This is a genomic window from Clostridium sp. DFI.1.208, assembly GCF_024463855.1.
Lineage (GTDB): Bacteria > Bacillota_I > Bacilli_A > Erysipelotrichales > Erysipelotrichaceae > Clostridium_AQ.
The window spans coordinates 115851-140367 of sequence record NZ_JANGCA010000005.1; the positions used below are offsets into that span (position 1 = coordinate 115851).

Consider the following 24517-nt stretch of genomic DNA (forward strand, 5'->3'; position numbering starts at 1 on the left):
TTCAAAGCTAGAATGATAAAGATTGTATATATTAGGAGTGTGGTTATTATATCCGATGCTCTGAATAGGCATGGCGTGTTGCTCCAATCGGAAAAACAAAATACGCAATCTGTCTGCGGTGGAATTATGATAAAAGCAATACCGGATATATGCCGCTCAATCTGTGCGGTAACAGGATGTGTCAATATTTTCATGCGATATTCTATGAGGTACAGTAAATGAAAACAATCGTACATGTGAAAAGTTTGCTTTAGCAGCACTGCTTCGTCTTATTTATTATGACAATAGCTGTTGGATCAAGCAGCATGGACGCAATGAGTTTTGTATTTTGATGAATCGTTGTCATAATTTTTAAAAGCTGAAAGGTAAAGTGTTTATTTATGTAGAAAAATAATACAATATATGTTAAAATCTTTACGTTTCGTATAATTCGCGTGGTATGGTGCGAATGTCTCTACCCCAGACCGATACCTCTGGGACTACGGAACTGATCATTTTATTATATCTATGATAAAAGATTGGTTCCCGCATAATCGACGGGAACTTTTTTCATTGAAGGAGAACGTAATGGAAGAGAAAAAGAAAGACTCCATCTATGAACTGGATGGAACGGTACCGCTGAAAAAAGCGCTGCCACTTGGGATTCAGCATATTCTTGCGATGTTTCTGGGGAATGTATCTCCGCTGATCATCGTCTGTGGCATGCTGGAAATGAGCGGTGTATTAAAAATGACACTGATTCAGAATGCAATGTTTGTTGCAGGTATAGCAACGCTGTTCCAGCTATATCCGTTTTGGAAAATCGGAAGCGGATTGCCAATCGTAATGGGAACCAGCTCCGGCTTTATCGGCACAGCAAAGGCCATCGGAGCAGCGTTTGGGTACGGTGCTTTGATGGGGGCAAGCTTCATCGGCGGTATTTTTGAAATGGTTATGGGGTATTTTATCAAGCCGCTGCGTAAGCTGTTTCCACCGGTTGTTACCAGTCTGGTCATCATTTCTATCGGACTTTCCCTGCTGCCGGTAGGAATCAACTACTTCGGAGGAGGAAACGGCGCTGCAGATTTTGGAAGCACCAATCATCTGCTGGTAGGAACCTTCGTTATCATCGTCATACTGATTGCCAAGCAGTTTAAGGGTGCCATTAACAATGCCTCCATACTGATTGGTATCGTAGCAGGCTATCTTCTGGCAATCGTACTCGGCATGGTGGACTTTACACAGGTGTCCTCTGCCAGCTGGTTTGCACTTCCGGCCTTTATGCCGGTAGCCTTTGAATTTAATTCTCAGGCAATCATTGCGATGGGAATCATGTTCATCGCAACGACTGTGGAAACGATTGGAGATGTTTCCGGTGTCGCAAACGGCGGGTTGAATCGGGAAGCCACAGACAAAGAGCTGCAGGGCGGTGTCATGGCGGATGGTCTTGGCTCTATTCTGGGAGCTATCTTCGGCGTACTGCCAAACACATCCTTTTCACAGAATGTCGGTCTTGTCGCTGTAACAAAGGTCGTTAACCGCTTTGTTATTATGACAGGTGCTGTATTCCTGATTCTGTGCGGATTCTGTCCGAAGCTGAGTGCTTTATTCTCCGTTATGCCGCAGTCTGTTTTAGGTGGTGCCGCTGTCATCATGTTCGCCATGATTCTGGTCAGTGGAATCCAGTCTTTAACAAGAGAACCGCTGGATGAGCGTAACGGTCTGATCGTTGCTCTGGCCATCGGTTTGGGTGTGGGAATCGGAAATGTACCTGCTGTTCTTGCACAGCTTCCTTCCTGGGTTGGAAACATCTTTGCACAGAACGGTATCATCATGACCTTTGTGATTGCTACGGTATTGAATCTGATTCTGCCGAAGAAAAAGAGCGAAGAGGAATAGCATGAAGATTTTCCTGACTGGACAGAAACAGATTGGAAAATCGACCTGCATTCAGGAATGTATCCGGGAGTGTCATAAGTCTGTCTGCGGCTTTCTGACACTCCCTTTTTATGAGGAACAGCGCCGAGCCGGCTTTTATCTGCATGCGCTGCATGCTATGGAGCACAACGATCAGCGCTTCTCGATACAGCATGAAACGTGGAACGAAGTGATACCGGGAGTATTTAACAGCTTTGGCACACAGCTGTTAAAGCAGGCGCGCAAACTGCAGGAGCATATCCTGATTCTGGATGAAATCGGCCATCTGGAACAAAAGGAAACCATATATCTGGAAACACTGCTGGATAGTATCGATAAATTTCCAAACATTCTTGGTGTTTTAAAGAAATATGATATACAATATATTCATGATATAGCAGCCAGAAAAGATGTGATCGTCTTCGATCTGGATGTGATGGCATATGCGGATGTAAAAAAATACATTCTGAAAGCAATGGGAGGCTAAGAAATGAAGAGGTTTTTAATGACGGCCATGTCTGCCTTAATGGCGCTGTCTCTGATGGCGTGTACGGATACAGACAAGGAAGATGAAAAAAAAGTAAGTGAAGGATTCATCATTACCGATCAGGCAGGCAGAAAGGTAAATTTTGATAAGCCTGCAGAAAAAGCAATCAGCGGTTATTATATCGCAACGAGTACGGTGATTGGTCTTGGTCAGAAGGACAAGCTGATCGGTGTGGAAATGAAAGCAGATCAGCGTGAAATTTATAAGCAGGCTGCTCCTGAAATTCTGGAGCTTCCGGCGATGGGAAATAAAAAGTCCTTTAATGTAGAGGCTGCCATCAAAACACGGGCGGATGTGGCCTTTCTGCCGATTGCTTTGAAAAGCTATGTCGGAAAGCTGGAGGATGCCGGAATGAAGGTTATCCTGTTGAATCCGGAAACACAGACGGAATATGATGAAGCTGTTAATCTGATTGCAATCGCGCTTGGTGCAAGAGAGGAAGCACAGAATTATTTTAACTATCGTGATGTATTGATGGAAAAATACATAAAGGATACGGGGGTAGCAAAGAAGGTGTATATGGCCGGCAGCAATCTGCTGGAGGGAGCCGGCGCGGACATGTTCCAGAACAGTCTGCTGAAGAGTGCGAAGGCTGAAAATGTGATGGCGAAGGCTGGAAAGGGCTGGAGTGCTATTGGAAAAGAAACTCTGCTGGACATGAATCCGGATGTGATATTTCTTGAAAACGGCGGTGTGGATGTGAACGTTGTATTGCAGGATTCAGCGCTGGCTTCCTTAAACGCTGTAAAGAATAAGCAGGTGTATGAATTCCCAAGTCCGCTGGAAACCTGGGATACTCCAAATCTGTCCAGCTGTCTGGGTGCTCTGTGGGCTTATGCAACGCTGTATCCGGATAATCTCTCTATGGATACAGTAAAGCAGGAAGCAAAGGACTTTTACCGTACCTTTTATCACATAGAGGTAAAGGACAGCGATCTGGGCTTGTAATATGAGACGCAGATTCTGGCTTGTACTGCTGCTGGCAGTGCTGGCTCTGGGTTCTCTATGCGTAGGCAGATACGGCAGCAGCCTTTCGGATATCGCAAGGGCGCTGCTGTTTTCCGGTGATGAGCTGACACAGTCACTGGTATGGAATTTGCGGATGCCCAGAATTCTTCTGGTAGGAATCAGTGGTGCGGCACTGGCGGTATCCGGCGTTGTCTATCAGACGATATTCCGCAATCCCCTGGCTAGCGGTGATGTGATCGGTGCTAGCAGCGGCTGTTCCCTGGGGGCCGTGTTCGCGATACTTTTCTATCAGGAATCCTGGTTTATCGAGCTGTGTGCCTTTCTTATGGGACTGCTGCTGGTCATTCTAACCTTTGTGCTTGCTTCTCGCGTCAGAGGGAACAGAATCCTGAATCTGGTTGTTGCCGGCTTGATTCTACAGGCGGTTGCGACCTCCCTTATGATGATGATGAAGCTGTATGCAGACCCTGCAACGCAGCTGGCAAATATGGAATACTGGCTGATGGGCGGATTTTCCGATGCATCCTGGCCGCTGACTGGAGTCACCTTTCTTCTGTGTGCGCTTGGCATGAGCGGTTTGTATCTGCTGCGCTGGCAGATTCAGCTGCTTTCATTTGGGGAAGATGCCTCCACACTTGGTGTCAATGTGAAGCTCATACGATGGGTATCCCTGCTTCTGGCAACGCTTCTGATTTCCAGTGTGATCAGTGCAGCGGGGATTGTCAGCTGGGTATCCCTTCTGATACCGCATATCATACGCATTGCCTGTCGCAAGCCGATTTCACAGACTATGGGAATTACAGCTGTCAGTGGAGCAAGCTTTCTGCTGTTTTGCGATACACTGGCACGAACCCTTATGACGATTGAAATTCCCATCAGTATCCTTACCAGTCTGTTCGGTGCGCTTGCACTTGTCGTACTATTCGTGAAGGGAAGGCTGCATTTATGATTTCCATACAACATGTATCGGTACAGCTGCAGGGCAGAGAAATCCTAAAGGATATCAGCCTTGCGATACCAAAGGGACGCGTCGTCATGCTGCTTGGTGAAAATGGCAGCGGAAAAACAACACTGATTCGCTCTTTGCTGCAATATATTCCTTATCAGGGGACAATCTATCATGCGCAAACGGATGTTCATACCCTGAAGCAGCGGGAGCTGGCGGCATTGTTCAGCTATGTACCTCAAATAAAGGAAACTGTGGAGGATCAGCCGGTGGAAGAGTGTATTGTCAGCGGCTTTGCCCGTCAGCTTTCTCTCTTTGCCCTCCCCTCTAAAAAACAGTATGAGCAGGTGGACGCTTTGCTGGAAGCATGGAAGCTTACGCATATCAAAGGGAAGCTGCTGCAGGAAATCAGCGGCGGAGAATTACAGATGACCTATATGGCACGAGCATTTTTGCAGGACTCTGCACTTATGGTAATGGATGAGCCGTGTACCTATCTGGATTATCGCCGCCAGCACCAGTTTCTACAGGAGGTTTTACGGCTGAAGCTTCAGGGAAGAAGCATGTTGATCAGTATGCATGATCCCAATCTGGCCCTGCAGTATGCGGATGAGCTTGTGCTGCTGCATCAGGGAAAGCTGCATGCACATATACGCGGGACGCGTTCGGAAATGACGGCTGCCTGCTGTACGTATTATAATGAGCTGTACGGGGATACCTTTACAGTGATTGGAACAGAGAGTGAACCCACTCTTATATGGAAGGAGAATAACTATGCTGACGATTCAGCAATACCACAAGGCAAAGAGTCTCGATGAAGCATATGAGCTTTTGCAGAAAAACCGAATGAATCAGATAATTGCAGGAATGCTGTGGCTGCGTATGCAGGAACGTACGATTCCCATCGCCATTGATTTATGTGATTTGCATCTGGATATGATCGAAGAAGAAGAGGACAGCTTTACCATTGGTGCTATGACCTCTTTGCATGCACTGGAAACCCATGTGGGTCTGCAAAAAGTATTTGGATCGCTGTTAAAGGATGCAATGAAGGATATCGTAGGAATACAGTTTAGAAATACCGCTACGCTGGGAGGCTCCTTGTATTCCCGCTTCGGCTTTTCTGATGTGCTATGCGCATTGCTTTGTCTGGATGCAGAGGTAATTCTGCATAAACAGGGAAGGATTTCCTTACAGGAGTATGCAGCCATGCCATACGAACGCGATATTCTGACGCATGTCGTGCTGAAAAAAGAGCCGGTAAAAACAGCCTTCGCCTGTGTGCGCAGGAGTGCTACGGATCTTCCGGTTCTGAATATGTCTGCCGCAAAAGCAGGAGAATCTCTGCGTATTGTCGCAGGCTCCCGCCCAAAACGTGCACAGCGCTTTACCATGCCCTGGAGTGAGGATCAGGAAATGATCGCAAAGCATATGCAGGAATGTGTGGAATGTGAAGATAATATGCGGGGAAGTGCAGAATATCGTTCTGCTTTGATCTATGCATTGACTCTGCGTCTTTTGAAACAGCTGAAGGAGGATGCCGCATGAATATAACGATTACTGTCAATGGAAAACGAATACAGGCAGAAGTTCCCGCAGGGCAGACGCTGCTGCAGTTTCTGCGTGAACAGGGCTATAAGAGTGTGAAATGCGGTTGTGAAACGACAAACTGCGGCTTATGCAGCGTATGGATGGATGAAAAAACGGTGCTGTCCTGCAGTGTGCTTGCGGGACGTGCGGACGGTCATAGCATTACCACACTGGAGGGTGTGGAAAAAGAGGCTAAGGAATTTGCGGATTTTATGGCAAAAGAGGGGGCGGAGCAATGCGGATTCTGTTCTCCGGGACTGATTATGCAGGTGCTTGCCATGAAAAAGGAAAACAGGACTTGGACAGATGAGGAAATCAAGCACTGGCTGGCAGGAAACCTTTGTCGCTGTACCGGCTACATGGGACAGCTTCGTGCCATCAAGGCCTGGCTTTTGAAAGGAGGGGACGCCGTATGAAGTACATCAATCAGCCCGTTATAAAGAAGGATGCCTATGCTCTGCTTAGCGGGAAGCCGGTATATACGGATGATCTGGCTCCTGCGGACTGTCTTGTCATCAAGCTGCTTCGCTCACCACATGCGCATGCGAAAATCAAATCCATTGATACCACAATCGCGAAACGCATTCCCGGTGTCGAAGCCATATTTACCTATAAGGATGTTCCTGCATCAAGATTCACGCTGGCAGGGCAGACCTATCCTGAGCCGTCCCCATACGATCGCCTGATACTGGATGAGGTCGTACGGTATGTCGGTGATGAGGTTGCGATCATAGCCGCAAAGGATGAGGAAAGCGCGCTTAAGGCGATGAAGCTGATTCGTGTTGATTATGAAGTATATGATGCTGTACTGGATTTCACAAAGGCTCTGGATCATCCGGTTATCGTTCATGCGGAAGAGAACTATAAGCTGCTGTGTGAAATCGGAAATGAACGACTGCGCAATCTGCATTCTCATGATGAAAGCATCGTTGGTGATGTTGATCAGGCGTTTGCGGAATGCGATGTTGTTTTGGATCGTGAATATCATACAAAAGCCAATGCGCAGGCAATGATGGAGACCTTTCGCTCCTATGCCTATATGGATACCTATGACCGTCTGAATGTCGTCAGCTCCACACAGGTGCCTTTCCATATCCGACGCATGGTTGCCAATGCGCTGGAGCTTCCAAAATCACAGATCAAGGTGATCAAGCCTCGAATTGGCGGAGGATTTGGTGCCAAGCAGACAGGCTGTACCGAAATCTTTACAGCCTTTGTGACATGGAAGCTGAAGAAGCCGTGTAAGCTTGTATATACCAGAGAGGAAACCTTTATGGCGAGCAATTCCCGCCATGAAATGAAGATGCATGTGAAAATCGGTGCTATGAAGGATGGGGAAATCCGTGCAATCGATTTGTATACCCTGTCCAATACAGGTGCCTATGGAGAGCATGGGTCAACAACTGTCGGTTTGAGTGGACATAAGTCACTACCGATTTATAATCATGTAAAGGCAAGCCGCTTTGTTTCGGATGTCGTCTATACAAACACAATGACGGCAGGTGCATACCGCGGCTATGGTGCTACGCAGGGACAGTTCGCAGTAGAATCTGCAGTGAATGAATTGGCTGATACCCTGCATATGGATCCATGTGAGCTGCGTTTGAAAAATATGGTGCGGGAAGATGAAGTTATGAAGCAGTATTATGGTGAGCATTTAAACAGCTGCGCACTGGATCGCTGTTTGCAGAAGGCCATGGAAATGACCGGTTGGAAAGAGAAGGTACTGTGCCGGGACATGGGAGATAAGGTGCGCGGCCTTGGTGTTGCTCTGTCCATGCAGGGAAGCGGTATCGCCAACGTGGATATCGCATCAACCGTAATCAAGCTGCAGGATGACGGATTTTATACCTTGTCGATTGGTGCGACGGATATGGGTACCGGATGTGATACGATTTTGGCACAGATGGCTGCAGAATGTCTGGAGTGTGATGTGGATAATATCATAACACAGTCTGTCGATACGGATGCATCTCCATACGATACCGGTTCCTATGCTTCCGCAACGACCTATGTAACCGGCATGGCTGTTGTGAAAACCTGTGAGGAGTTAAAAAAGCAAATGCTGCGTGAGGCGGCAATTCTTCTGGAGGTGGATGAGGAGCATATCACATTTGATGGAAGTATGCTTCGTGCAGTGGAGAATGCTAAGGAAATCTCACTGGCGGATTTTGCGAATCGCTGTTTTGCGGGCGGCAAGGGCGAGTGTTTGATTGCGAGTGCATCCCATTGCTCACCTACATCTCCTCCTCCGTTTATGGCAGGAATTGCAGAGGTAGATGTGGATAAGCTTACCGGAGAGATAACACTGGTAGATTATGCGGCTGTTGTGGACTGTGGCACGATCATCAATCCCAATCTTGCCAGAATTCAGACAGAGGGCGGTATCGCACAGGGAATCGGTATGGCACTCTATGAGGATATCACGTATTCCTCCAAGGGCAGAATGCGCAACAATTCCTTTCTGCAGTATAAAATACCGACACGACAGGATGTCGGTACAATACGGGTTGAATTTGAAAGCAGCTTTGAGGATAATGGTCCGTTCGGGGCGAAGTCAATCGGCGAGGTTGTTATCAACACACCGGCACCAGCGATTGCGTCAGCGGTAGCACATGCAAGCGGCGTGCAGATTCGCACATTGCCAATCACGGCAGAAAAGGTTTTACTAAAGAAGGATGAAGACTGACCTCATTCTGTTAGCCTCCGGATATTCGCGCAGGTTTCAGGGAAATAAGCTGTTGTATGAGCTGGACGGGATGCCGCTGATTGCACATACACTGCAAAAGCTTTCGGCTTTAAAGCCGCATTCTCTCATCGTGGTAACACAGTATGAAGAAGTTGAAAAGCTGGCAAATGACTATAACGCAGTTGTGGTTTTCAATACGCAGGCCCGAGAAGGACAGTCGTCTTCCATACGTCTTGGAATAAAGAGAAGTGACGCTGATCAGGCAATGCTCTGTGTTGCGGATCAACCGTATCTGCGGCTGGAAACATGTAAGAAGCTGCTGGAGCTGGCAGACGGTGAACATATCATCTGTGTTACCTGTAAAGGTATTTTAAGAAATCCTGCGATATTCCCCAGGAAATATTACCAGGAGCTGTTAGCCTTGACGGCTGAACAGGGTGGAAAGCAGATTTTGAAAAAATACAGGGAAAAGGTCATAGCTGTGGCATGCGATTTGGATGAGGTACGGGATATTGATAAAAGGATCGATTTGAAATAGTAGAATTGTCAAAAAGAGAAGTCATGATGGTTGGGGATTGCTGAAAAAGAGCTGATTCCACATCTATTCATAGACTTTCTTTTTTATCTAAAAAGCAGGCAGAATACCCCCACCTCAGTGGTCGATGAACAGGTGGGAGATGAATGCAGCCATATTTCTGTTCATCTTGTTTTCTTTCTTTTTTCATGAATCTTTCCGAAAGTTTCTCTCATGTTCGTGGTATAATGAAAGGAGGTTTTCAACATGAAATCATATCGTACATATTCTAGTATCCTATCTGCTAATCATCCACAAAACCCCCGGCTTTTCTGCTCCTACACATCGTGCTAAAAATCTGTACAACGTTGCTTCGTTCTATATAAGAAATGCGTACAGTGCTTCCATCAAATCAAATGAGGATCGCTTTCCACATGAGATACAGGTCCTGGAAGAACTCAATGGTGTCGTTGATGAATTGAATGTCATACGTCAAAAGCATCATAGCACACCATTCCACATCATTGATCATGAACATCGCTTTGTTTCCATGCAGCATCTGGATGGTTTTTTCAAATTGCGTGACCAGATCGATTACCGTGCTCTTCCTGCGCAAGCAAATCGGAACGTATTGCATATGCTGTATCGTGACTGGAAAAGCTTTTTTGCTGCTTTAGCGGATTACAAAGCACATCCTGACAAATATGAAGCAGTCCCTCATATCCCTCGATATGCAGATAAAGGCGGTTATAAACCCTTGATCTTTACCAATCAGATATGCAAACTGAGAAAAGACAAACATGGATGGTATGTAAAATTTCCCAAGGCAGTGCTGCAGGCAGGATGTGTACGTGACCGATATGATCTTGGTAAGATGGATCTGCATGAACAGAAGCTGAAGGAAGTACGTCTGATTCCCAATGGAGACAATATCAAGCTTGAAATCGTATGCGAGATAGAAATCAAGGAACCGACAATTACAATCCATGAGGCAACCAGAGTAGCCGGTATAGATATTGGTGTCGATAATCTGACAGCAATTGCGTTTACGAGTGGGCACCACCCTGTGCTGATAAAAGGAAATGAAATAAAGGCAGTCAATCAATTCTATAACAAACAGATCGCACATTATCGCTCACTGCTAAGAATCGGAAAGAAGGATAGCAAAGGCATCCATCAAACAAAACGAATGAAACGTATCAGCGAAAAGCGAAATCGACGTGTAAAGGATATCCTGCACAAAGCATCAAGAAAAATAATAGATCTATGTGAGAAGGAAGGGATTGAAGTAATCGTAGTAGGAAATAATGCGGGTTGGAAGAAGCGTATCCATATGGGGAAGAAGAACAATCAGACATTTGTTCAGATACCATTTCGTACGCTGATCGAAATGATCAAATACAAAGGAGAAGCGGCAGGAATCAGAGTCGTGGTCTGTGAAGAAAGTTATACATCAAAGGCTAGTTCCATAGACGAGGATCAAATACCCGTCTATGGAAAGGATGTAACGCACACCTTCACAGGGAAAAGAATCAAGCGAGGATTGTACAGAAGCAAAAACGGCATTCTAATGAATGCCGATGTCAATGGAGCAAGCAATATCATACGAAAAGTATATCCATGTATGCCAAAGCGAGAGCGATTCGTAGAGGTACTGTGAACGTACCAGTTACGTGTATCTGAACACGAACAAAACGTTTTGATGAATGCGCATGCTTTCATTAGAAGCCGCTTGCTCTATAGCTGGCGGTAGTTCACTAAATGAATGGTACTGTTACCTCTCCTTTAATTATGGTATGATTATACCGTTTGAGGAAGTGATAAAACATGAAGCAATGGGAAGAACTCTTCCAGCAGGAAGAACAAAAGGAATATTACCAGAAGCTGATGCAGTTTTTGGATGAGGAATATGCACATAAAACAATCTATCCTCCAAGGGAGGATTTATTCACCTGTTTCACAAGCTGCCCCTTTGAAGCAGTGAAGGTGGTAATACTTGGACAAGATCCATATCATCAACCAGATCAGGCGCATGGACTTTGTTTTTCTGTCCGAAAGGGTGTACAAATACCACGCAGCCTGAAGAATATTTACAAGGAATTAAAGAGTGATGTGAATATTGATGCACCGTCTCACGGATGCTTGATAGACTGGGCGAAGCAGGGTGTTTTTCTGATGAATACGGTTATGAGCGTACGGGAAGGACAGGCGGCATCACATAAGAAAAAGGGCTGGGAAATCTTTACGGATACGGTTATTTCAGCTTTGAATGAGCAGGAAAAGGGAATTGTTTTCGTACTATGGGGGAGCCATGCACAGAAAAAAGCAGAGCTGATTACCGGTAGCCAGCATCGCATCCTGATGTCTGCACATCCATCCCCGTTATCCGCATCCAGAGGCTTTTTTGGCACCCGGCCGTTTTCCACTGTGAACAGATATTTAGAGGAAATGGGAAGAACTCCGATCGACTGGAGGCTGAGCGAATGAGATTTCAGAAAGCAGAGGATGTGATTGCCATCATTGAACAAAGAAAAAATCGAGGCTATGGACTTGACCATTTTAAGCAGTATATGGCATCCCTAGGAAATCCGCAGAATCGTTTACGAAGCATACATGTCGCCGGAACGAATGGCAAGGGCAGTACGACAAATGATATACGCAGTATTTTGCAGGCAGCCGGCTACAAGGTAGGAAGCTTCACATCTCCTTTTATGATTACCCATCTGGATCGTATTCGGATCAATGATCAGGATATAAGAGAGGATGCGTTTCTTGAAATTACCAACCGGTTTTACGACAGCTGGATGGAATGGGACCTCAGTATGTTTGAAATCGATATGTGCATTGCGGTCTTCTATTACCTGGAGGAACAAGCGGATTTCTGCGTGTTTGAAACAGGGCTTGGCGGTCGAAAGGATGCGACCAATATCCTGCAGCCGCTGGTGTCGGTGATTACGAATATCGGAATGGATCACATGGAATTTCTCGGTGATACGCTGGAAAAAATCGCAGGAGAAAAGGCTGGAATTGTGAAGGAAGACATTGATTTGATCACTGCAGAGGATAAGGAGTGCTGTCTGCAGGTGTTTCAGAAGCATACCGCTTCGGCTCATGCCCAATGTATAAAGACAGGGGAAATTTCCAATATACAGGAAACAGCTGACGGGTTGTCCTTTGATTATGGGAATTTAAAGGATGTTGCCTTATATGGAAAAGCAAGGTACCAGTGTCGAAATGCTGCACTTGCGATTGAGGTATGCTCATATCTGCAAAGACAGGGGCATATTCGGCTTACAGAAGCACAGCTGCGAACAGGTTTGCATCAGGCTGTCTGGATCGGACGGTTTGAAACAATTTCAAAGGAGCCTCTCATCATTTTGGACGGTGCACATAATGCGGAGGGAATCCATGCGCTTTGCGAAACTCTGAAGCAGATGGAGGATGTGCAGGTACTGTTTTCTGTGTTGAAGGATAAGAATTTTGAAGCGATGCTGCAGGAGCTGGAAACGGTATGTGAAGAAATCCTTGTTGTGCCGTTTTATAATGAACGTGCGCTGGATGTAAAGCTGCTAAAGGGAAGAAAGCATATACATCTGATGGAGAGCTATGAGCAGGCAATTCCGTATGCATTACAAAAAGCCAGACCTCTTGTTATTACAGGATCTCTGTATTTTATTAGCGATGTACGGAAATATCTGATTAAGAAAGGGTATGCAGTATGACGGCAGCAGAGGTTTTAAAAAAATATTTTGGCTATGAAAGCTTTCGGGAAGGTCAGCAGGAGCTGATAACAAATATTCTGGAGCACCATGACGTTTTGGGAATCATGCCAACCGGGGCCGGCAAATCTATCTGCTATCAGGTTCCGGCCGTGATGCTGGAGGGAATTACACTGGTTATCTCCCCCTTGATTTCTCTGATGAAAGATCAGGTGGGAACCTTAAACGAAGCAGGTATTCGTGCAGCGTATTTAAACAGCTCCTTATCCTATGCCCAGTATCGCAAGGCACTTTCTCTTGCTCGCGGATATACCTATAAGATCATATATGTAGCACCGGAAAGACTGATGAGCGATGATTTTTTAAGCTTTGCCAAAGAGATGAAAATCTCCATGGTATGTGTGGATGAAGCACACTGTGTCAGCCAGTGGGGGCAGGATTTTCGACCGCATTATTTACAGATTCGGGAATTTTTAAAGGAAATGCCGCAGCGCCCGATTGTTTCTGCGTTTACTGCAACGGCAACCACACAGGTAAAGGAAGACATTCTTCAGCTGCTGGATATGAAGGACCCTTATACCATAACGACAGGCTTTGACCGTAAAAATTTGTATTTTGCTGTGGAAAAGCCGAAGGATAAATATCAGGCACTTCTGCATTATGTGAAACAGCATACGGAGGATGCCGGCATCGTGTATTGTCTGTCGAGAAAAACGGTGGAGGAGGTTTGTGATCATCTATGCGCTGACGGCTTTGCGGCGACGCGCTATCATGCCGGTCTGAGCGATGCAGAGCGTATGAATAATCAGGATGATTTCATCTATGATAGAAAAACCATCATGGTCGCAACCAATGCGTTTGGCATGGGGATTGATAAATCCAATGTGCGCTTTGTCGTTCATTTCAATATGCCTAAAAATATGGAAAGCTATTATCAGGAGGCGGGGAGAGCTGGCCGTGATGGGGAACAGGCTGATTGCATCTTGCTATACAGCGGCAAGGATGTCCGTTTGAATCAGTTTTTGATTGAACAGGGAAGCGGTCATGAGGATATGGAAGAGGCTGTTCGCATGGAGCTGCAGCAAAAGGAGAAGGAGCGGTTGAAATCCATGACCTTCTATTGTACGATTCCCAGCTGTCTTCGTCATTACATGTTAAAATACTTTGGCGAGGAAAGCGATGGCTTCTGCGGCAGCTGCTCAAACTGTCTGACACAATATGAGGAATGCGATATCCGTATGGAAGCATCCCGTCTTGTGGAATGCATCCGCCACAGCGGAGAACGCTTCGGGAAAACGATGATAGTAGATATTGTTAAGGGCAGTGCGAACGCCAAAATCAAAAGCTATCATCTGGATAGAAACCCAGCCTATGGGGCATTGAAGGACAGCTCACGCAATCATCTCTATGAAATTCTTCAACATCTGCTATTTCAGGGCATCCTGAAGCAGAGTGAAGACGGCTATTCCATCCTGTCAATAGATCAGGAGGAGCTGCTTCATACAGGGAAGCCGCTCATGATGAAAATCGTCAAGGAAAAGCAGGTGCAGACACCTGTAGCACAGACATATGGCGGAGATAACCGATTGTTTGAATTGCTGAGAATCTGCCGTTCCCAGCTGGCACGAAAAGCCCATGTTCCTCCATACATGGTTTTCTCTGATAAGACACTGCATGATATGTGTGCGAAGGTACCGCATACAAGAGAAGAAATGCTGGAGGTCAGCGGTGTCGGTGAAGTGAAATATGATAAGTACGGAGAAGCCTTTTTAAAGGTCATCGCATCCTTTGACTCATAAAGTCCTGAACACCTTGCGGTTATAAAAAAACGCAGGTGTTTTTTACAAATGATGAATCTTATCAGTAACATACCGTTCTCCTCATAAAGATGAATGACAATTCAACCCGCTGTACTTGTAAAGCGGCATGATTATGATATCATGGTTATAGCATCACGATGAGTTCATGATAGAAGGAGGATATTGCGATGAGTATCATATGTATTGGTCAGTGTGCCTATGATTTGACATTTCCCATACAGGAGCCGTTGATAGAAAATCAGAAATATCGGATAATGGAGCCATTCTCCTGTATTGGCGCACCAGCAGCGAATGCGGCATATTTGTGTGCCCTGTGGGATGCAGAAACCGTATTGATTTCCAGATGTGGAAAAGATTTCTACGGCGCTGAAATCCGTAGAGTTTTAAAGGAGGCAGGGGTTGATACAGCATATCTTATGGAGGATGAAGGCTTTTCAACACCGGTCAGTGCTATTATCGCCAATTCCTTTAACGGATATCGTACCATATTCAACTGTCCAGGTATTCAGCGGGAGCTGGAGTTTCATTATCCCGAGCAGGCAGAAATTCTCTTACTGGACGGTCATGAGCTGCAGGCGTCACTGGAGGCACTCAGCCGTTATCCGGAAATTGATAGTGTAATGGATGCAGGAACCTTTCACGAGGAATCGAGCGTACTTGCCCAAAAGGTAACCTATCTCGTCTGTTCTCAGGATTATGCAAGACAGTTCAGCAATATCGAGGTATCCATACAGGATGAAAACAGCTGGAGACAGACCTTTGATGCCTTGCATGCACTAAATTCAGGACATATCGTTGTTACGCTGGGAGATCAGGGATTACTGTATGAGGATGCGCAGGGGATACACCATATAGAGGCCTTCAATGTATCGGCAGTGGATACGACCGGAGCCGGTGATATATTCCATGGCGCGTTTACATACTGTATTCATAAGAACTATCCACTGCAGGATGCACTGATAATTGCTTCCGCAACCAGTGCGATTTCTGTACAGACTCTGGGAGGACAGACATCCATTCCTACAAAGGCTGCTGTGAACAGGTTTCTGAATGAGCAGTGCAGTACTCTTATCTTGCGATAGCCATATAGTCTGCACTCATTGTTTTCAAGCGACCTGTTGATTCTGCTTTTTTATAACCAATGTGGAAGATGATAAGATGTAACTAGTATCCTAACTGCAGAATGAGTATGGGGTATAAACATTATGTAAGTATGTGAATTGAGCTGTCACAAAGCTGTATCGGAGGTGTAATATGAAAGAAATCTATCTGGCAGGCGGCTGTTTTTGGGGAATGCAGGCATATTTTGAACAGCTGCACGGTATCATGGCAACAGAGGTCGGCTATGCGAACGGACATGTGGAAAACCCAACCTATGAAATGGTCTGCAGCGGCACCACCGGGTATGCAGAAGCTCTGCATATTCAATATGATGCATCCGTGATTACACTGCGTTTCCTTTTATCCTTATACTATGACGTCATTGATCCGACAAGCTATCATCGTCAGGGAAATGATATCGGGGAACAATATCGAACAGGTATTTACTATGTAGATGAAGCGGATCAGCCGGTAATCGAGGCTTCCCTGCAGGAGCTGGCAAAATGCTATCGGGAACCGATTGCTGTAGAAATGAAGCCCTTGACGAGCTTTTATTCTGCGGAGGAGTATCATCAGGAATATCTCAAAAAAAATCCAGGCGGATATTGTCATATATCCAGACAAAAAATCCTTGCGGCAGCATCAATCAGACCAAAATGAATTTCCGTTCTATCTGCGTGAATGAAAAACTGTTATAATGAGGGGAGAACTTCAGGAGGAATACAGCTTGAAAACCTACAAAATTGGAGAAATAGCAAAAATGCTCGGCATCAGCACGGAAACAATTCGCAATTACGAGAAAAAAGGACTGATACGCCCCTATAAGGAAGAATCTAATTACCGCTATTTCGACATCATTCAGATTAACCATTTACTGAACCTGCAAAAATATCAGAAATATGGATATACACTGCAAGAAGTCCGTGAAATCATGGAAGAAGAAAGCATGCAGGCTGTGGAAATGTCATTGGAGAATAAGGAACAGGATTTGATGAATGAGGCTTTTCATCTGAATCTGAAGCTGAACAGCATCCATACAACCATCAACTGTATGCTTCAGGCTCAAAATGCAAGGCAAGGCTGCTTTCTGGGACAAAGACCGGCCTTGTACCGGTTAAATTATCAGAAAAACCATGAGCTGATTACTGATGAGCAGGTACAGAAGGAATTGGTACGCTGGCTGAAATATGCCGATCTTCCCTTCATGTCCGGATCCACACAGCTGGATACAATGATAAATTTTGAACGTGCATTTGATTTTGGTTTTTGTTTGGATCAGAAGACTGCAGAATTTTTGGGGATTCGGGAAAGTGAAATTGTAAAGCTATATAAAAGCTGTCCGGCAATCGTGTTTTATTACGAGGCAACGCCCAACAGTGACATGACAAAGGAAACCAGGATGCTGCTGGAATTTGCAGAGCAGCAAAACCTGAGAATTACCGGTGAAAGCATATCCAGAGTCATCTTTGCCAGATGGGGGCAGGACATGGAATATCTGATATCGCATCTGGTATGGGTACCGTATGAAAAACGAACAGCATCATAAATTATGGCAGAAGTCTAAAGCGGCTTTCTGCTTTTTTTTATCAAAACAGAAAATTGTTCTACGTTTTAAGCTGTAACGTTGTCAGTTAATGCTTTTTCTATAGTGAAAAAGATAGCGACAGCTAGAAAAACAGTTCCCTGCATAACATTTTGTAAACAAAAATACGAATTTCATACATTTCATGAAATGCATTGACTTTACATTACATTGAAGGTTTATCATACCGGTGTTCCGATAAACAGGAACACTAGGAGGCGTATTTCCATGGAAAAATCATGGATATCTGAAATCAATGAACAGGAGCTGATCTCCTGGAGAAGAGAATTGCATCAGCATCCGGAGTTGTCCTTTCATGAACAGAAAACAGCGGCGTTTGTTGAGGAAAAATTAAAATCCTTTTCGCATATCGATGTGCTGCATCCTTCTGATACCAGCGTGCTTGGTGTCTTAAAGGGAAAAGAAAACGGAAAAACTATATTGCTTCGTGCGGATATGGATGCATTGCCTATGCGGGAGGAAAGCGGATTGCCCTTTGCATCGAAGATCGAAGCAGCGCATACCTGCGGACATGATGCCCATGTAGCAATACTGCTGGAAACAGCCAAGGTTCTGTCCAATCATCGAGATGAGCTGAAGGGAACAGTGAAATTTATATTTCAGGCTGCGGAGGAGGTGGCACCAGGTGGTGCATTGGGCGTTGTAAAGAGCGGTATGATTGATGATGCAGATGCAGTAATCGGCTTGCATGTATTTCCACAGCTACCAACAGGCAGCATTCATGTTGTTCCCAAGGGAGCGGCAACCTGTGCTGCGGATGGCTTCTTTCTGAATATACAGGGAAAAGGAAGCCATGGCTCCATGCCGCAAAATGGTATCGATCCCATAATTGTTGGAACTCAAATCATACAGGAGCTGCAGACGATTATATCCCGCTGTGTAACACCGGGTGAAAATGCTGTCATCTCCATTGGTGAATTTAAGGCCGGGGAGGCACCGAATATCATTGCGGACAAGGCTTATATGAGTGCTTCCATACGTTCGATCAAGGAAGATACCCGGCAAATGATTGCCGAAAAGGTCAAGCAGGTTATTGAGCATGTATGCAGGGTCTATGGTGCAGAGCCGGATTTGAATTATATCTTTTCTTATCCACCTGTCATAAACGATGAAGCAATCGCAAAGCTTGTGATGGACAGCGGGGCTGAGGTGCTGGGAAAAGACAAGGTGTATCCAGCAGCTATGTCAAGTGGGAGTGAGGATTTTGCATATTATCGGAAAATAGCTCCCATCTGCTGGTTCCAGCTGGGATGCGGAGAGGAAGCGGATGGCTGCGGCTATATCAATCACCATCCGAAATTCAGAATTCAGGAGGAAGCCTTTATCAGTGGTGTTAAAACAGAGCTGCAGGCTGTTAAGAATTTTTTGAAATAGACAGGAGAGAGAATTATGAAACTAACAAAAAAACAATGGATCGTGTTTGGTGTGATCTTCCTGATTGGAATATTTGCAAATCTGGATAAGAGCATGATCGGATTTACTGCTGATAAATTGATCAGCACCTATGGCTTTACGAAGGCGCAGATGGGCAATCTGTCATCGGTCTTCTATGTCAGCTTTATCCTGGTGACGATACCCGGCGGTTGGCTGGTTGACAGATTTGGCTATAAGAAATTCGTTGTTATATCTCTGGCGGTGCTTATGGTGTTTTCCTTATTGTTTGGAACTGTCAGCTCCTTATTTGCCATTTTGCTGCTGCGCTTTATGGTTGGCTTCGGACAGGCAGGTTATACGAATGGCGCACCTAAAATCATAAGTGACAGCTTTGAGGCCGACCAGTGTGCAAAAATTCAATCCTTTGTGGTCGCTACCGCAGGTATTGGCGGCATTCTGGCAAGTACAGTGGGAGAAAGTATAATCAATACCAACTGGCACCATGCATATTGGTTTCTTGGAATCGGTTATATGGTTGCTTTGCTTCTGGCCGTTATCTTTTTGAAAGAGCATAAAAAGGAAATGCCGGCTGTACAGGGGAGTGAAGCTGTGGAAAAAGAGCACATTGGATTTTTCGATGCATGGAAAAACAGGAATACCCTGCTTCTGGCAGGTGCTGTCTTATTCAGTAATCTCGTTGGTGTTGCTATGATGTTCTGGCTGCCGAATGTATTCCACGTTAATTTTAATATTGAGAATCCTGCAATGCTGAGTACCGTGATGGTTGGCTTTTATGTCATTATGACGATAGCCATGGCCTCCAGCGGCATCATATTGACAAAATACTTTAAAAACAAGGAGCTGAGCTTTATTTTCTGGGCATCCGTTTTAACGGCTGTATGCCTGGTAATCTTTATCACGGCACCGCTTTATCAGCTGGCCATTGCTGCTTTGTATATCGGTGATTTCGCTATGATGCTGGCTGTACCGTATCAGCTGATTCCGAGGAAGATCATTGGCTCTGCGTTTGCCGTTTTGAATATCGGAGCATTTCTGGGAGGAATCATATCCCCGCAGATTGTCAGTGCCTTTGCGAAATCCGGAAGCTATGTCGTTTCCTTTCTTGTACTGGCGCTTTGTATGGTGATATCCGGAGGACTGGCTCTCCTTGTGAAAAAACCGGCACAGCTTAGGGAAACAGAAAAAAAGCAGGGAATGCAGAAGCAGCTTAAAAAAGCAGAAGCATAATCGAAAGCAAGTTAAATATGATAGGAGGTCAATGCTATGAAGCAATCATGGTTTCAACAAATACCCACAGAGGATATGATACGATGGAGACGCCATATTCATCAGAATCCCGAGCTATCCTTTAAAGAATACCATACAAGTGCCTATGTGGAAGAGACACTTCGCTCTTTTGGAAATATCGAAATAGAGCATCCGACAGAAACCAGTGTTCTGGCTATTATACGCGGTACACAGAAAGGAAAGACCATATTACTTCGTGCGGATATGGATGCGCTGCCGATGCAGGAGGAAAGCGGACTGCCCTTTGCCTCTACGGTAAAGCAGGTTGCACATACATGTGGACATGATACGCACACTGCTATGCTGCTTGCGACAGCAAACGTGCTGAATGAGATGAGGGATACCCTGCATGGTACGGTGAAGCTGATTTTTCAGCATGCAGAGGAGTTGAATCCCGGCGGTTCCCAGGCAATTGTTGATAGTGGATGCATTGACGATGCTGATGCGGTTGTTGGACTGCATATCATTCCAAATCTTCCCTGCGGAAGCATCCATGTCCATTCCAGTGGTGCCGCAACAACTGCGGCGGATGGTTTCTTCCTGCATATTCAGGGAAAGGGGAGTCATGGGTCTATGCCGCAAAATGGCATTGATCCGATTATTGTAGGCACACAGATCATCACCCAGCTGCAGACAATCGTATCCCGTATGGTGACACCGGGAGAGCTTGCTGTTATTAGTGTTGGGGAATTTCAGGCAGGAGAAGCAGCGAATATCATTCCGGATAAGGCATATATGAGTGCCTCCATCCGAACGGTTGATGAAACTACCCGGCAGAAAATCGCTGTGCATGTAAAGGATATCATACAGCACACCTGCAAGGTCTATGGGGCAGAGTATGATCTTGATTATCAGTTTGCCTATGCAGCGGTTATCAATGATGCTGCTGTATCCCGTTTGGTGATGGAGAGTGCTGCACAGGTGCTCGGTGAGGAATATGTGTATGAAGCGCCTTTGACCAGTGCGAGCGAGGATTTTTCAAACTATCGCCAGATTGCCCCTGTATGCTTCGTACAGCTGGGCGGGGGAACCGCAGAGGAGGGCTGCGGCTTTGCGAATCATAATCCAAAATTTATGATTCGAGAGGAAGCGATGGTAAACGGTGTTAAAACAGAGGTGCAAACAGTATTAAATTATCTGAAATAAAGTACGCAAACAATAAGGGAAAGAAGGGAGCATCCGTATGCTGTATATTTTTATGAATATGATTGGAATAGAAGCCGGCGGCTTTTTGAGCAGATATGTAAAGAAATTCATCAACAGAGAACAGGTGAACGCTATTTTGATTATCGCAAATCTGTGTATAGCTGTTGTGGGCATACAGGGAGCAATTACAACAAAGAACTCCGTATTGATGATTATCAGCTGTGTTATAGGCGCTGTTATTGGGACAGGTATGAATCTTGACTGCAAATTCAATACGCTGGGGGAGCTATTAAAATCCAGATTCAGGCATGCGGACGAATCCTTTGTGAAAGGCTTTATCACGGTTTTTATGATACAATGCGTTGGCTCCATGGCAATCGTGGGACCATTGGATATCGGCTTGAAGCAGGATGCCTCCATTCTTTCCTTTAAGATTATTCTGGATACATGCAGCTCTTTGATTTATGGAGCAATATACGGTCCCAGCGTTATGCTGTCAGGTCCCTTTGTATTCGTGTATGAAATGGTGATCTATCTGTTGGCAGGTGTTTTGCAGCCGCTGCTTACTCCCTCTGTCATCAATGAAATATCAGCGATTGGTTCCCTTCTGATCTTCGCGTTATCTCTTGACCTGTTGGGGATTTTGCGGCTGAAGGCAGCTAACTTTCTGCCGGCACTGCTCGGTCCGCTTGTATATTATCTGCTTGTGACAGGATTTGTTGGATGGTAGAAGAGCTACTGCCGAAAACGAACAGTGTCTTACGATGTTAGTTTCGGTACTTGTGAACCTTCACATATGTGAAACTGATACTGCGGTACTATGCTTATGATACAGGGATGCTCTATGTGGCATACAGTTGACTTTGTATATGTTGGATCATAAGCGAATAAGTAGCATTTGAAGCACATCTTATCTTAAAATTGATGACTTTGTGATTACGCAGATGCGAAAGCTATTAACCTCAGGAAAATGTCCGATGCGATTAGTAGCCGCTCAAATGACTTTGTTGCATTGTCAAACAGCCAAATCCATGTATGATATTTATAAAAAAGACTTCTTCGCTATTGCGGGCTGTATCTCGTAAAAACAGACAGGTGTTTCTTGTCTTTTCTACCGGTACAGCGAATAGCTGATAAAGTCTTGACAATGCCTCTCTGCATGCAGGAGGGCTTATTCAATTTTCACATACAGCTAGACAGCTTTGCGTACTCTTTCTGCACCCTTGAGCGCTGCATACAGCAATGCTACATCCACAGGAAACATCACCACATTTTTAATCAGCCGCACCATGGTAAAGAGCGGGCTCTGGTACATCATGTTCAGCCATAGCGATGTCAGAATCAGATTGATAAATACGGTGATGCAGGCTCTGGCAATGATCACTCTGAGAAGGGTGATTTTTTTCTTATAGAAGAAGCACCCATATATCATTCCGGTTAAAAATTCGTTGACAGCAAATCCCGGGAAGTAGGGACCGTCAGGTCGAATGATATATTTCAGCGTATCTGCAATGACACCGGCAAAGCCCGTACAGATCGGTCCGTAATACATGCCGCATACAGCAGCCGGAATACTGGAAAATCCAATACGAAGCGTTGGTGTTATGGGGATGAACAGTGTGCCAACCACAACATTCAATGCGGTCAGCATGGCGGTTCCGGTAAGTGCGGGAACCTTGCGCAGCTGTTCTGCGCTTGTTTTCATCAAACCGGGAAGCCCGGTGATTTCTTTCGCAAAGTTCATAAAAAAATACCTCCTTTCCGATATTGCATATAGAAAAGAGATAAGAAAAGTTTTCTCATGCAACAGCGGGATGCGACCAGGAAACCGCAAGATAAACTTTTCGCCCGTCTGACAACTCCCCGTTCAGATGGTACTTAACGCTTCCTGATCTACTCTGCTTATGGGTAGATTATAGAGCAGCACGAATAAAATTACAAGTGTTTTTTTCAGAACTACAGGAACAAAGCACAGATGGCATCCGAATGGAACACGAATAGCAGGATTTGTTTATAAACGATGTACGAGATTGTGAAAAAAGCTTTTTTATATACAAGGGAAGTGGCGGAATTACAAGTTTAGATAAATTTATGAAGCTTGCATAGATATCGGATGTGAAGCCCTGTATATATGTAAAGAATGCCGGAATACTTGTGATTCTGTATTTTCACTTGTGAAATCATTGATTTGTGAAAATTTCCTTTTTTTATGCAAAGTGTCGGTGTATAATAAAATATGGCAAGGAAAGTGAGGATTTTTTATGATCAATACATTAATTGAAAAAATCAAGGGGAAGGGAACACGTATTGTATTTACGGAAGGTTCTGACCCGCGTATTCTGGAAGCAGCAATCCGTCTGCACAAGGAAGATATCGTAGTACCTGTATTGCTGGGTAACCGTGCGGAAATAGCTGGTGCTGCAGCAGCAAACGGATGGGATATTGAAGGCATTGAAACGTTGGATCCTATTGAATACAAGAATATGGATATGATGGTAACAAAGGTAATCGAGCTGCGTAAAGGTAAGCTGGATGAAGCACAGGCAAGAGAAGCATGTCTGCACAGAAACTTTTTTGGTACCATGTATGTAAAGCTTGGTTGTGCTGATGGTCTGCTTGGTGGTGCTACATACTCAACAGCAGACACGGTACGTCCTGCATTGCAGCTGATTAAGACAAGACCGGGGAACTCCATCGTTTCCAGCTGCTTTATTCTGATGAAGGATGGCGAAGAAAATCTGGTTATGGGAGACTGTTCCATCAATATCGATCCGAGTGCAGATGATCTGGTTGAAATCACGCTGCAGACCGCTCATACCGTTCGTCAGTTCGGCATTGAGCCAAGAGTCGGACTGCTGTCTTATTCCACACTGGGCTCCGCAAAGGGCTCCAGCGTTGCGAAGGTAAATGAAGCGGCTACCCGTTTGAAGCGTATGCCTCTGGATTTTGCGGTTGAAGGTGAAGTACAGTTTGACTGTGCAGTTGCTCCTGAGGTTGCTAAGCTGAAGGCACCGGATTCTAAGGTTGCCGGTAACATCAACACCTTCATCTTCCCGAATATTGATGCAGGAAATATCGGCTATAAGATTGCATCCCGTCTGGGCGGATATGAAGCAATCGGACCTATTCTGCAGGGGCTGAATGCACCAATCAATGACTTATCCCGTGGATGTAATGCGGAAGAGGTCTTCAAGATGGCCATTGTAACAGCTGCACAGAAATACATGGATATCTAAGCAGTCTTATCATAAAATCATAAGGTATATCCCCATGCAGACGCTGATGACGAGCTGCA

The 24517-nt window shown here is 45.2% G+C and carries 23 protein-coding genes and 2 riboswitches; of the genes, 21 read left to right on the forward strand and 2 right to left on the reverse strand.

The annotated features are described in order from the left end of the window. Window positions 1-401: 401 nt before the first annotated feature. A riboswitch (purine riboswitch) is annotated at window positions 402-502 on the forward strand. A gap of 65 nt (window positions 503-567) precedes the next feature. From NE665_RS04225 to NE665_RS04265, 9 genes are read left to right on the forward strand one after another with little or no spacing between them, the layout of a single operon-like run. Beyond that, complete coding sequence (locus NE665_RS04225) at window positions 568-1878, forward strand: nucleobase:cation symporter-2 family protein (RefSeq protein ID WP_117442858.1); 1311 nt, start codon at window positions 568-570, stop codon at window positions 1876-1878. A gap of 1 nt (window position 1879) precedes the next feature. After that, window positions 1880-2383, forward strand: a complete 504-nt coding sequence (locus tag NE665_RS04230; RefSeq protein ID WP_117442859.1) for a nucleoside-triphosphatase — start codon at window positions 1880-1882, stop codon at window positions 2381-2383. Between the two features lie 3 nt (window positions 2384-2386). Next, a complete protein-coding gene (locus NE665_RS04235) occupies window positions 2387-3391 on the forward strand; it encodes an ABC transporter substrate-binding protein (protein WP_117442860.1) in 1005 nt (334 codons plus the stop codon). A gap of 1 nt (window position 3392) precedes the next feature. After that, window positions 3393-4361, forward strand: coding sequence for an iron ABC transporter permease (locus tag NE665_RS04240; RefSeq protein WP_117442861.1), 969 nt, complete (start codon window positions 3393-3395; stop codon window positions 4359-4361). After that, a complete protein-coding gene (locus tag NE665_RS04245; RefSeq protein ID WP_117442862.1) occupies window positions 4358-5176 on the forward strand; it encodes an ABC transporter ATP-binding protein in 819 nt (272 codons plus the stop codon). The genes NE665_RS04240 and NE665_RS04245 overlap by 4 nt, the downstream gene beginning before the upstream one ends. Further along, window positions 5133-5906 carry an FAD binding domain-containing protein gene (locus NE665_RS04250; protein WP_117442863.1) on the forward strand — a complete coding sequence of 258 codons (774 nt, stop codon included), beginning with the start codon at window positions 5133-5135 and terminating at the stop codon, window positions 5904-5906. The genes NE665_RS04245 and NE665_RS04250 overlap by 44 nt, the downstream gene beginning before the upstream one ends. Next, entirely contained in the window at window positions 5903-6364 is a 462-nt protein-coding gene (locus NE665_RS04255; protein ID WP_117442864.1) for a 2Fe-2S iron-sulfur cluster-binding protein, read from the forward strand. The genes NE665_RS04250 and NE665_RS04255 overlap by 4 nt, the downstream gene beginning before the upstream one ends. Further along, on the forward strand, window positions 6361-8637 hold the full coding sequence (locus NE665_RS04260) for a molybdopterin cofactor-binding domain-containing protein (protein ID WP_117442865.1): 2277 nt from the start codon (window positions 6361-6363) through the stop codon (window positions 8635-8637). Before NE665_RS04255 ends, NE665_RS04260 begins: the two co-directional genes overlap by 4 nt. Continuing rightward, the gene (locus NE665_RS04265) at window positions 8627-9175 is read left to right on the forward strand and encodes a nucleotidyltransferase family protein (protein WP_117442866.1); all 549 of its coding nucleotides are present in this window, start codon (window positions 8627-8629) and stop codon (window positions 9173-9175) included. The genes NE665_RS04260 and NE665_RS04265 overlap by 11 nt, the downstream gene beginning before the upstream one ends. A 388-nt stretch (window positions 9176-9563) precedes the next feature. Here NE665_RS04265 and NE665_RS04270 read toward each other — a convergent pair whose 3' ends face one another. Beyond that, window positions 9564-9788 carry a hypothetical protein gene (locus NE665_RS04270; protein WP_233104550.1) on the reverse strand — a complete coding sequence of 75 codons (225 nt, stop codon included), beginning with the start codon at window positions 9786-9788 and terminating at the stop codon, window positions 9564-9566. Here NE665_RS04270 and NE665_RS04275 point away from each other — a divergent pair, their 5' ends adjacent. The 11 genes from NE665_RS04275 to NE665_RS04325 all read left to right on the forward strand — a co-directional run bounded on the left by NE665_RS04275 (window position 9789) and on the right by NE665_RS04325 (window position 21952). Beyond that, window positions 9789-10811 (forward strand): transposase, encoded by a 1023-nt coding sequence (locus NE665_RS04275; RefSeq protein ID WP_233104548.1) that lies wholly within the window; start codon window positions 9789-9791, stop codon window positions 10809-10811. A 167-nt stretch (window positions 10812-10978) separates the two neighbouring features. Further along, window positions 10979-11638: a uracil-DNA glycosylase gene (locus NE665_RS04280; protein ID WP_117442867.1), complete on the forward strand. Its 660-nt coding sequence runs from the start codon at window positions 10979-10981 to the stop codon at window positions 11636-11638. Continuing rightward, a complete protein-coding gene (locus NE665_RS04285) occupies window positions 11635-12873 on the forward strand; it encodes a folylpolyglutamate synthase/dihydrofolate synthase family protein (RefSeq protein ID WP_117442868.1) in 1239 nt (412 codons plus the stop codon). The genes NE665_RS04280 and NE665_RS04285 overlap by 4 nt, the downstream gene beginning before the upstream one ends. Beyond that, window positions 12870-14669: a DNA helicase RecQ gene (recQ, locus tag NE665_RS04290; protein ID WP_117442869.1), complete on the forward strand. Its 1800-nt coding sequence runs from the start codon at window positions 12870-12872 to the stop codon at window positions 14667-14669. The genes NE665_RS04285 and recQ overlap by 4 nt, the downstream gene beginning before the upstream one ends. A 188-nt stretch (window positions 14670-14857) precedes the next feature. After that, window positions 14858-15772, forward strand: coding sequence for a PfkB family carbohydrate kinase (locus NE665_RS04295; protein ID WP_117442870.1), 915 nt, complete (start codon window positions 14858-14860; stop codon window positions 15770-15772). Window positions 15773-15944: 172 nt separating this feature from the next. After that, a complete protein-coding gene (gene msrA, locus NE665_RS04300) occupies window positions 15945-16451 on the forward strand; it encodes a peptide-methionine (S)-S-oxide reductase MsrA (protein WP_117442871.1) in 507 nt (168 codons plus the stop codon). 67 nt (window positions 16452-16518) lie between these two features. Continuing rightward, the gene (locus NE665_RS04305) at window positions 16519-17337 is read left to right on the forward strand and encodes a MerR family transcriptional regulator (protein WP_233104540.1); all 819 of its coding nucleotides are present in this window, start codon (window positions 16519-16521) and stop codon (window positions 17335-17337) included. Window positions 17338-17601: 264 nt separating this feature from the next. Further along, window positions 17602-18768 (forward strand): amidohydrolase, encoded by a 1167-nt coding sequence (locus NE665_RS04310; RefSeq protein ID WP_117442873.1) that lies wholly within the window; start codon window positions 17602-17604, stop codon window positions 18766-18768. A 15-nt stretch (window positions 18769-18783) separates the two neighbouring features. Then, the gene (locus NE665_RS04315; protein WP_178759833.1) at window positions 18784-20016 is read left to right on the forward strand and encodes an MFS transporter; all 1233 of its coding nucleotides are present in this window, start codon (window positions 18784-18786) and stop codon (window positions 20014-20016) included. Window positions 20017-20052: 36 nt separating this feature from the next. After that, window positions 20053-21222 (forward strand): amidohydrolase, encoded by a 1170-nt coding sequence (locus tag NE665_RS04320; protein WP_117442874.1) that lies wholly within the window; start codon window positions 20053-20055, stop codon window positions 21220-21222. 37 nt (window positions 21223-21259) lie between these two features. After that, the gene (locus tag NE665_RS04325; RefSeq protein WP_117442875.1) at window positions 21260-21952 is read left to right on the forward strand and encodes a DUF554 domain-containing protein; all 693 of its coding nucleotides are present in this window, start codon (window positions 21260-21262) and stop codon (window positions 21950-21952) included. Window positions 21953-22414: 462 nt separating this feature from the next. Here the strand turns inward: NE665_RS04325 and NE665_RS04330 are convergent, their stop codons facing one another. Beyond that, a complete protein-coding gene (locus NE665_RS04330) occupies window positions 22415-22966 on the reverse strand; it encodes a folate family ECF transporter S component (protein WP_117442876.1) in 552 nt (183 codons plus the stop codon). 61 nt (window positions 22967-23027) lie between these two features. After that, window positions 23028-23125: riboswitch (THF riboswitch) on the reverse strand. A 358-nt stretch (window positions 23126-23483) separates the two neighbouring features. On the opposite strand from NE665_RS04330, the gene pta reads away from it, so the two are divergent. Continuing rightward, a complete protein-coding gene (pta, locus tag NE665_RS04335) occupies window positions 23484-24458 on the forward strand; it encodes a phosphate acetyltransferase (RefSeq protein ID WP_117442877.1) in 975 nt (324 codons plus the stop codon). Window positions 24459-24517 lie beyond the last annotated feature (59 nt).

Excerpts from the sequence above, each read along its gene's own strand:
- NE665_RS04295 (WP_117442870.1), top strand. The coding sequence starts at position 14,858 with ATGAGTATCATATGTATTGGTCAGTGTGCCTATGATTTGACATTTCCC.
- NE665_RS04320 (WP_117442874.1), top strand. The coding sequence starts at position 20,053 with ATGAAGCAATCATGGTTTCAACAAATACCCACAGAGGATATGATACGA.
- recQ (WP_117442869.1), top strand. The coding sequence starts at position 12,870 with ATGACGGCAGCAGAGGTTTTAAAAAAATATTTTGGCTATGAAAGCTTT.
- NE665_RS04280 (WP_117442867.1), top strand. The coding sequence starts at position 10,979 with ATGAAGCAATGGGAAGAACTCTTCCAGCAGGAAGAACAAAAGGAATAT.
- NE665_RS04265 (WP_117442866.1), top strand. The coding sequence starts at position 8,627 with ATGAAGACTGACCTCATTCTGTTAGCCTCCGGATATTCGCGCAGGTTT.
- NE665_RS04260 (WP_117442865.1), top strand. The coding sequence starts at position 6,361 with ATGAAGTACATCAATCAGCCCGTTATAAAGAAGGATGCCTATGCTCTG.
- NE665_RS04310 (WP_117442873.1), top strand. The coding sequence starts at position 17,602 with ATGGAAAAATCATGGATATCTGAAATCAATGAACAGGAGCTGATCTCC.
- NE665_RS04325 (WP_117442875.1), top strand. The coding sequence starts at position 21,260 with ATGCTGTATATTTTTATGAATATGATTGGAATAGAAGCCGGCGGCTTT.
- NE665_RS04230 (WP_117442859.1), top strand. The coding sequence starts at position 1,880 with ATGAAGATTTTCCTGACTGGACAGAAACAGATTGGAAAATCGACCTGC.
- NE665_RS04240 (WP_117442861.1), top strand. The coding sequence starts at position 3,393 with ATGAGACGCAGATTCTGGCTTGTACTGCTGCTGGCAGTGCTGGCTCTG.
- NE665_RS04330 (WP_117442876.1), bottom strand. The coding sequence starts at position 22,966 with ATGAACTTTGCGAAAGAAATCACCGGGCTTCCCGGTTTGATGAAAACA.
- NE665_RS04250 (WP_117442863.1), top strand. The coding sequence starts at position 5,133 with ATGCTGACGATTCAGCAATACCACAAGGCAAAGAGTCTCGATGAAGCA.
- msrA (WP_117442871.1), top strand. The coding sequence starts at position 15,945 with ATGAAAGAAATCTATCTGGCAGGCGGCTGTTTTTGGGGAATGCAGGCA.
- NE665_RS04275 (WP_233104548.1), top strand. The coding sequence starts at position 9,789 with ATGCTGTATCGTGACTGGAAAAGCTTTTTTGCTGCTTTAGCGGATTAC.
- NE665_RS04245 (WP_117442862.1), top strand. The coding sequence starts at position 4,358 with ATGATTTCCATACAACATGTATCGGTACAGCTGCAGGGCAGAGAAATC.
- NE665_RS04285 (WP_117442868.1), top strand. The coding sequence starts at position 11,635 with ATGAGATTTCAGAAAGCAGAGGATGTGATTGCCATCATTGAACAAAGA.
- NE665_RS04255 (WP_117442864.1), top strand. The coding sequence starts at position 5,903 with ATGAATATAACGATTACTGTCAATGGAAAACGAATACAGGCAGAAGTT.
- NE665_RS04315 (WP_178759833.1), top strand. The coding sequence starts at position 18,784 with ATGAAACTAACAAAAAAACAATGGATCGTGTTTGGTGTGATCTTCCTG.
- pta (WP_117442877.1), top strand. The coding sequence starts at position 23,484 with ATGATCAATACATTAATTGAAAAAATCAAGGGGAAGGGAACACGTATT.
- NE665_RS04225 (WP_117442858.1), top strand. The coding sequence starts at position 568 with ATGGAAGAGAAAAAGAAAGACTCCATCTATGAACTGGATGGAACGGTA.
- NE665_RS04270 (WP_233104550.1), bottom strand. The coding sequence starts at position 9,788 with ATGCAATACGTTCCGATTTGCTTGCGCAGGAAGAGCACGGTAATCGAT.
- NE665_RS04235 (WP_117442860.1), top strand. The coding sequence starts at position 2,387 with ATGAAGAGGTTTTTAATGACGGCCATGTCTGCCTTAATGGCGCTGTCT.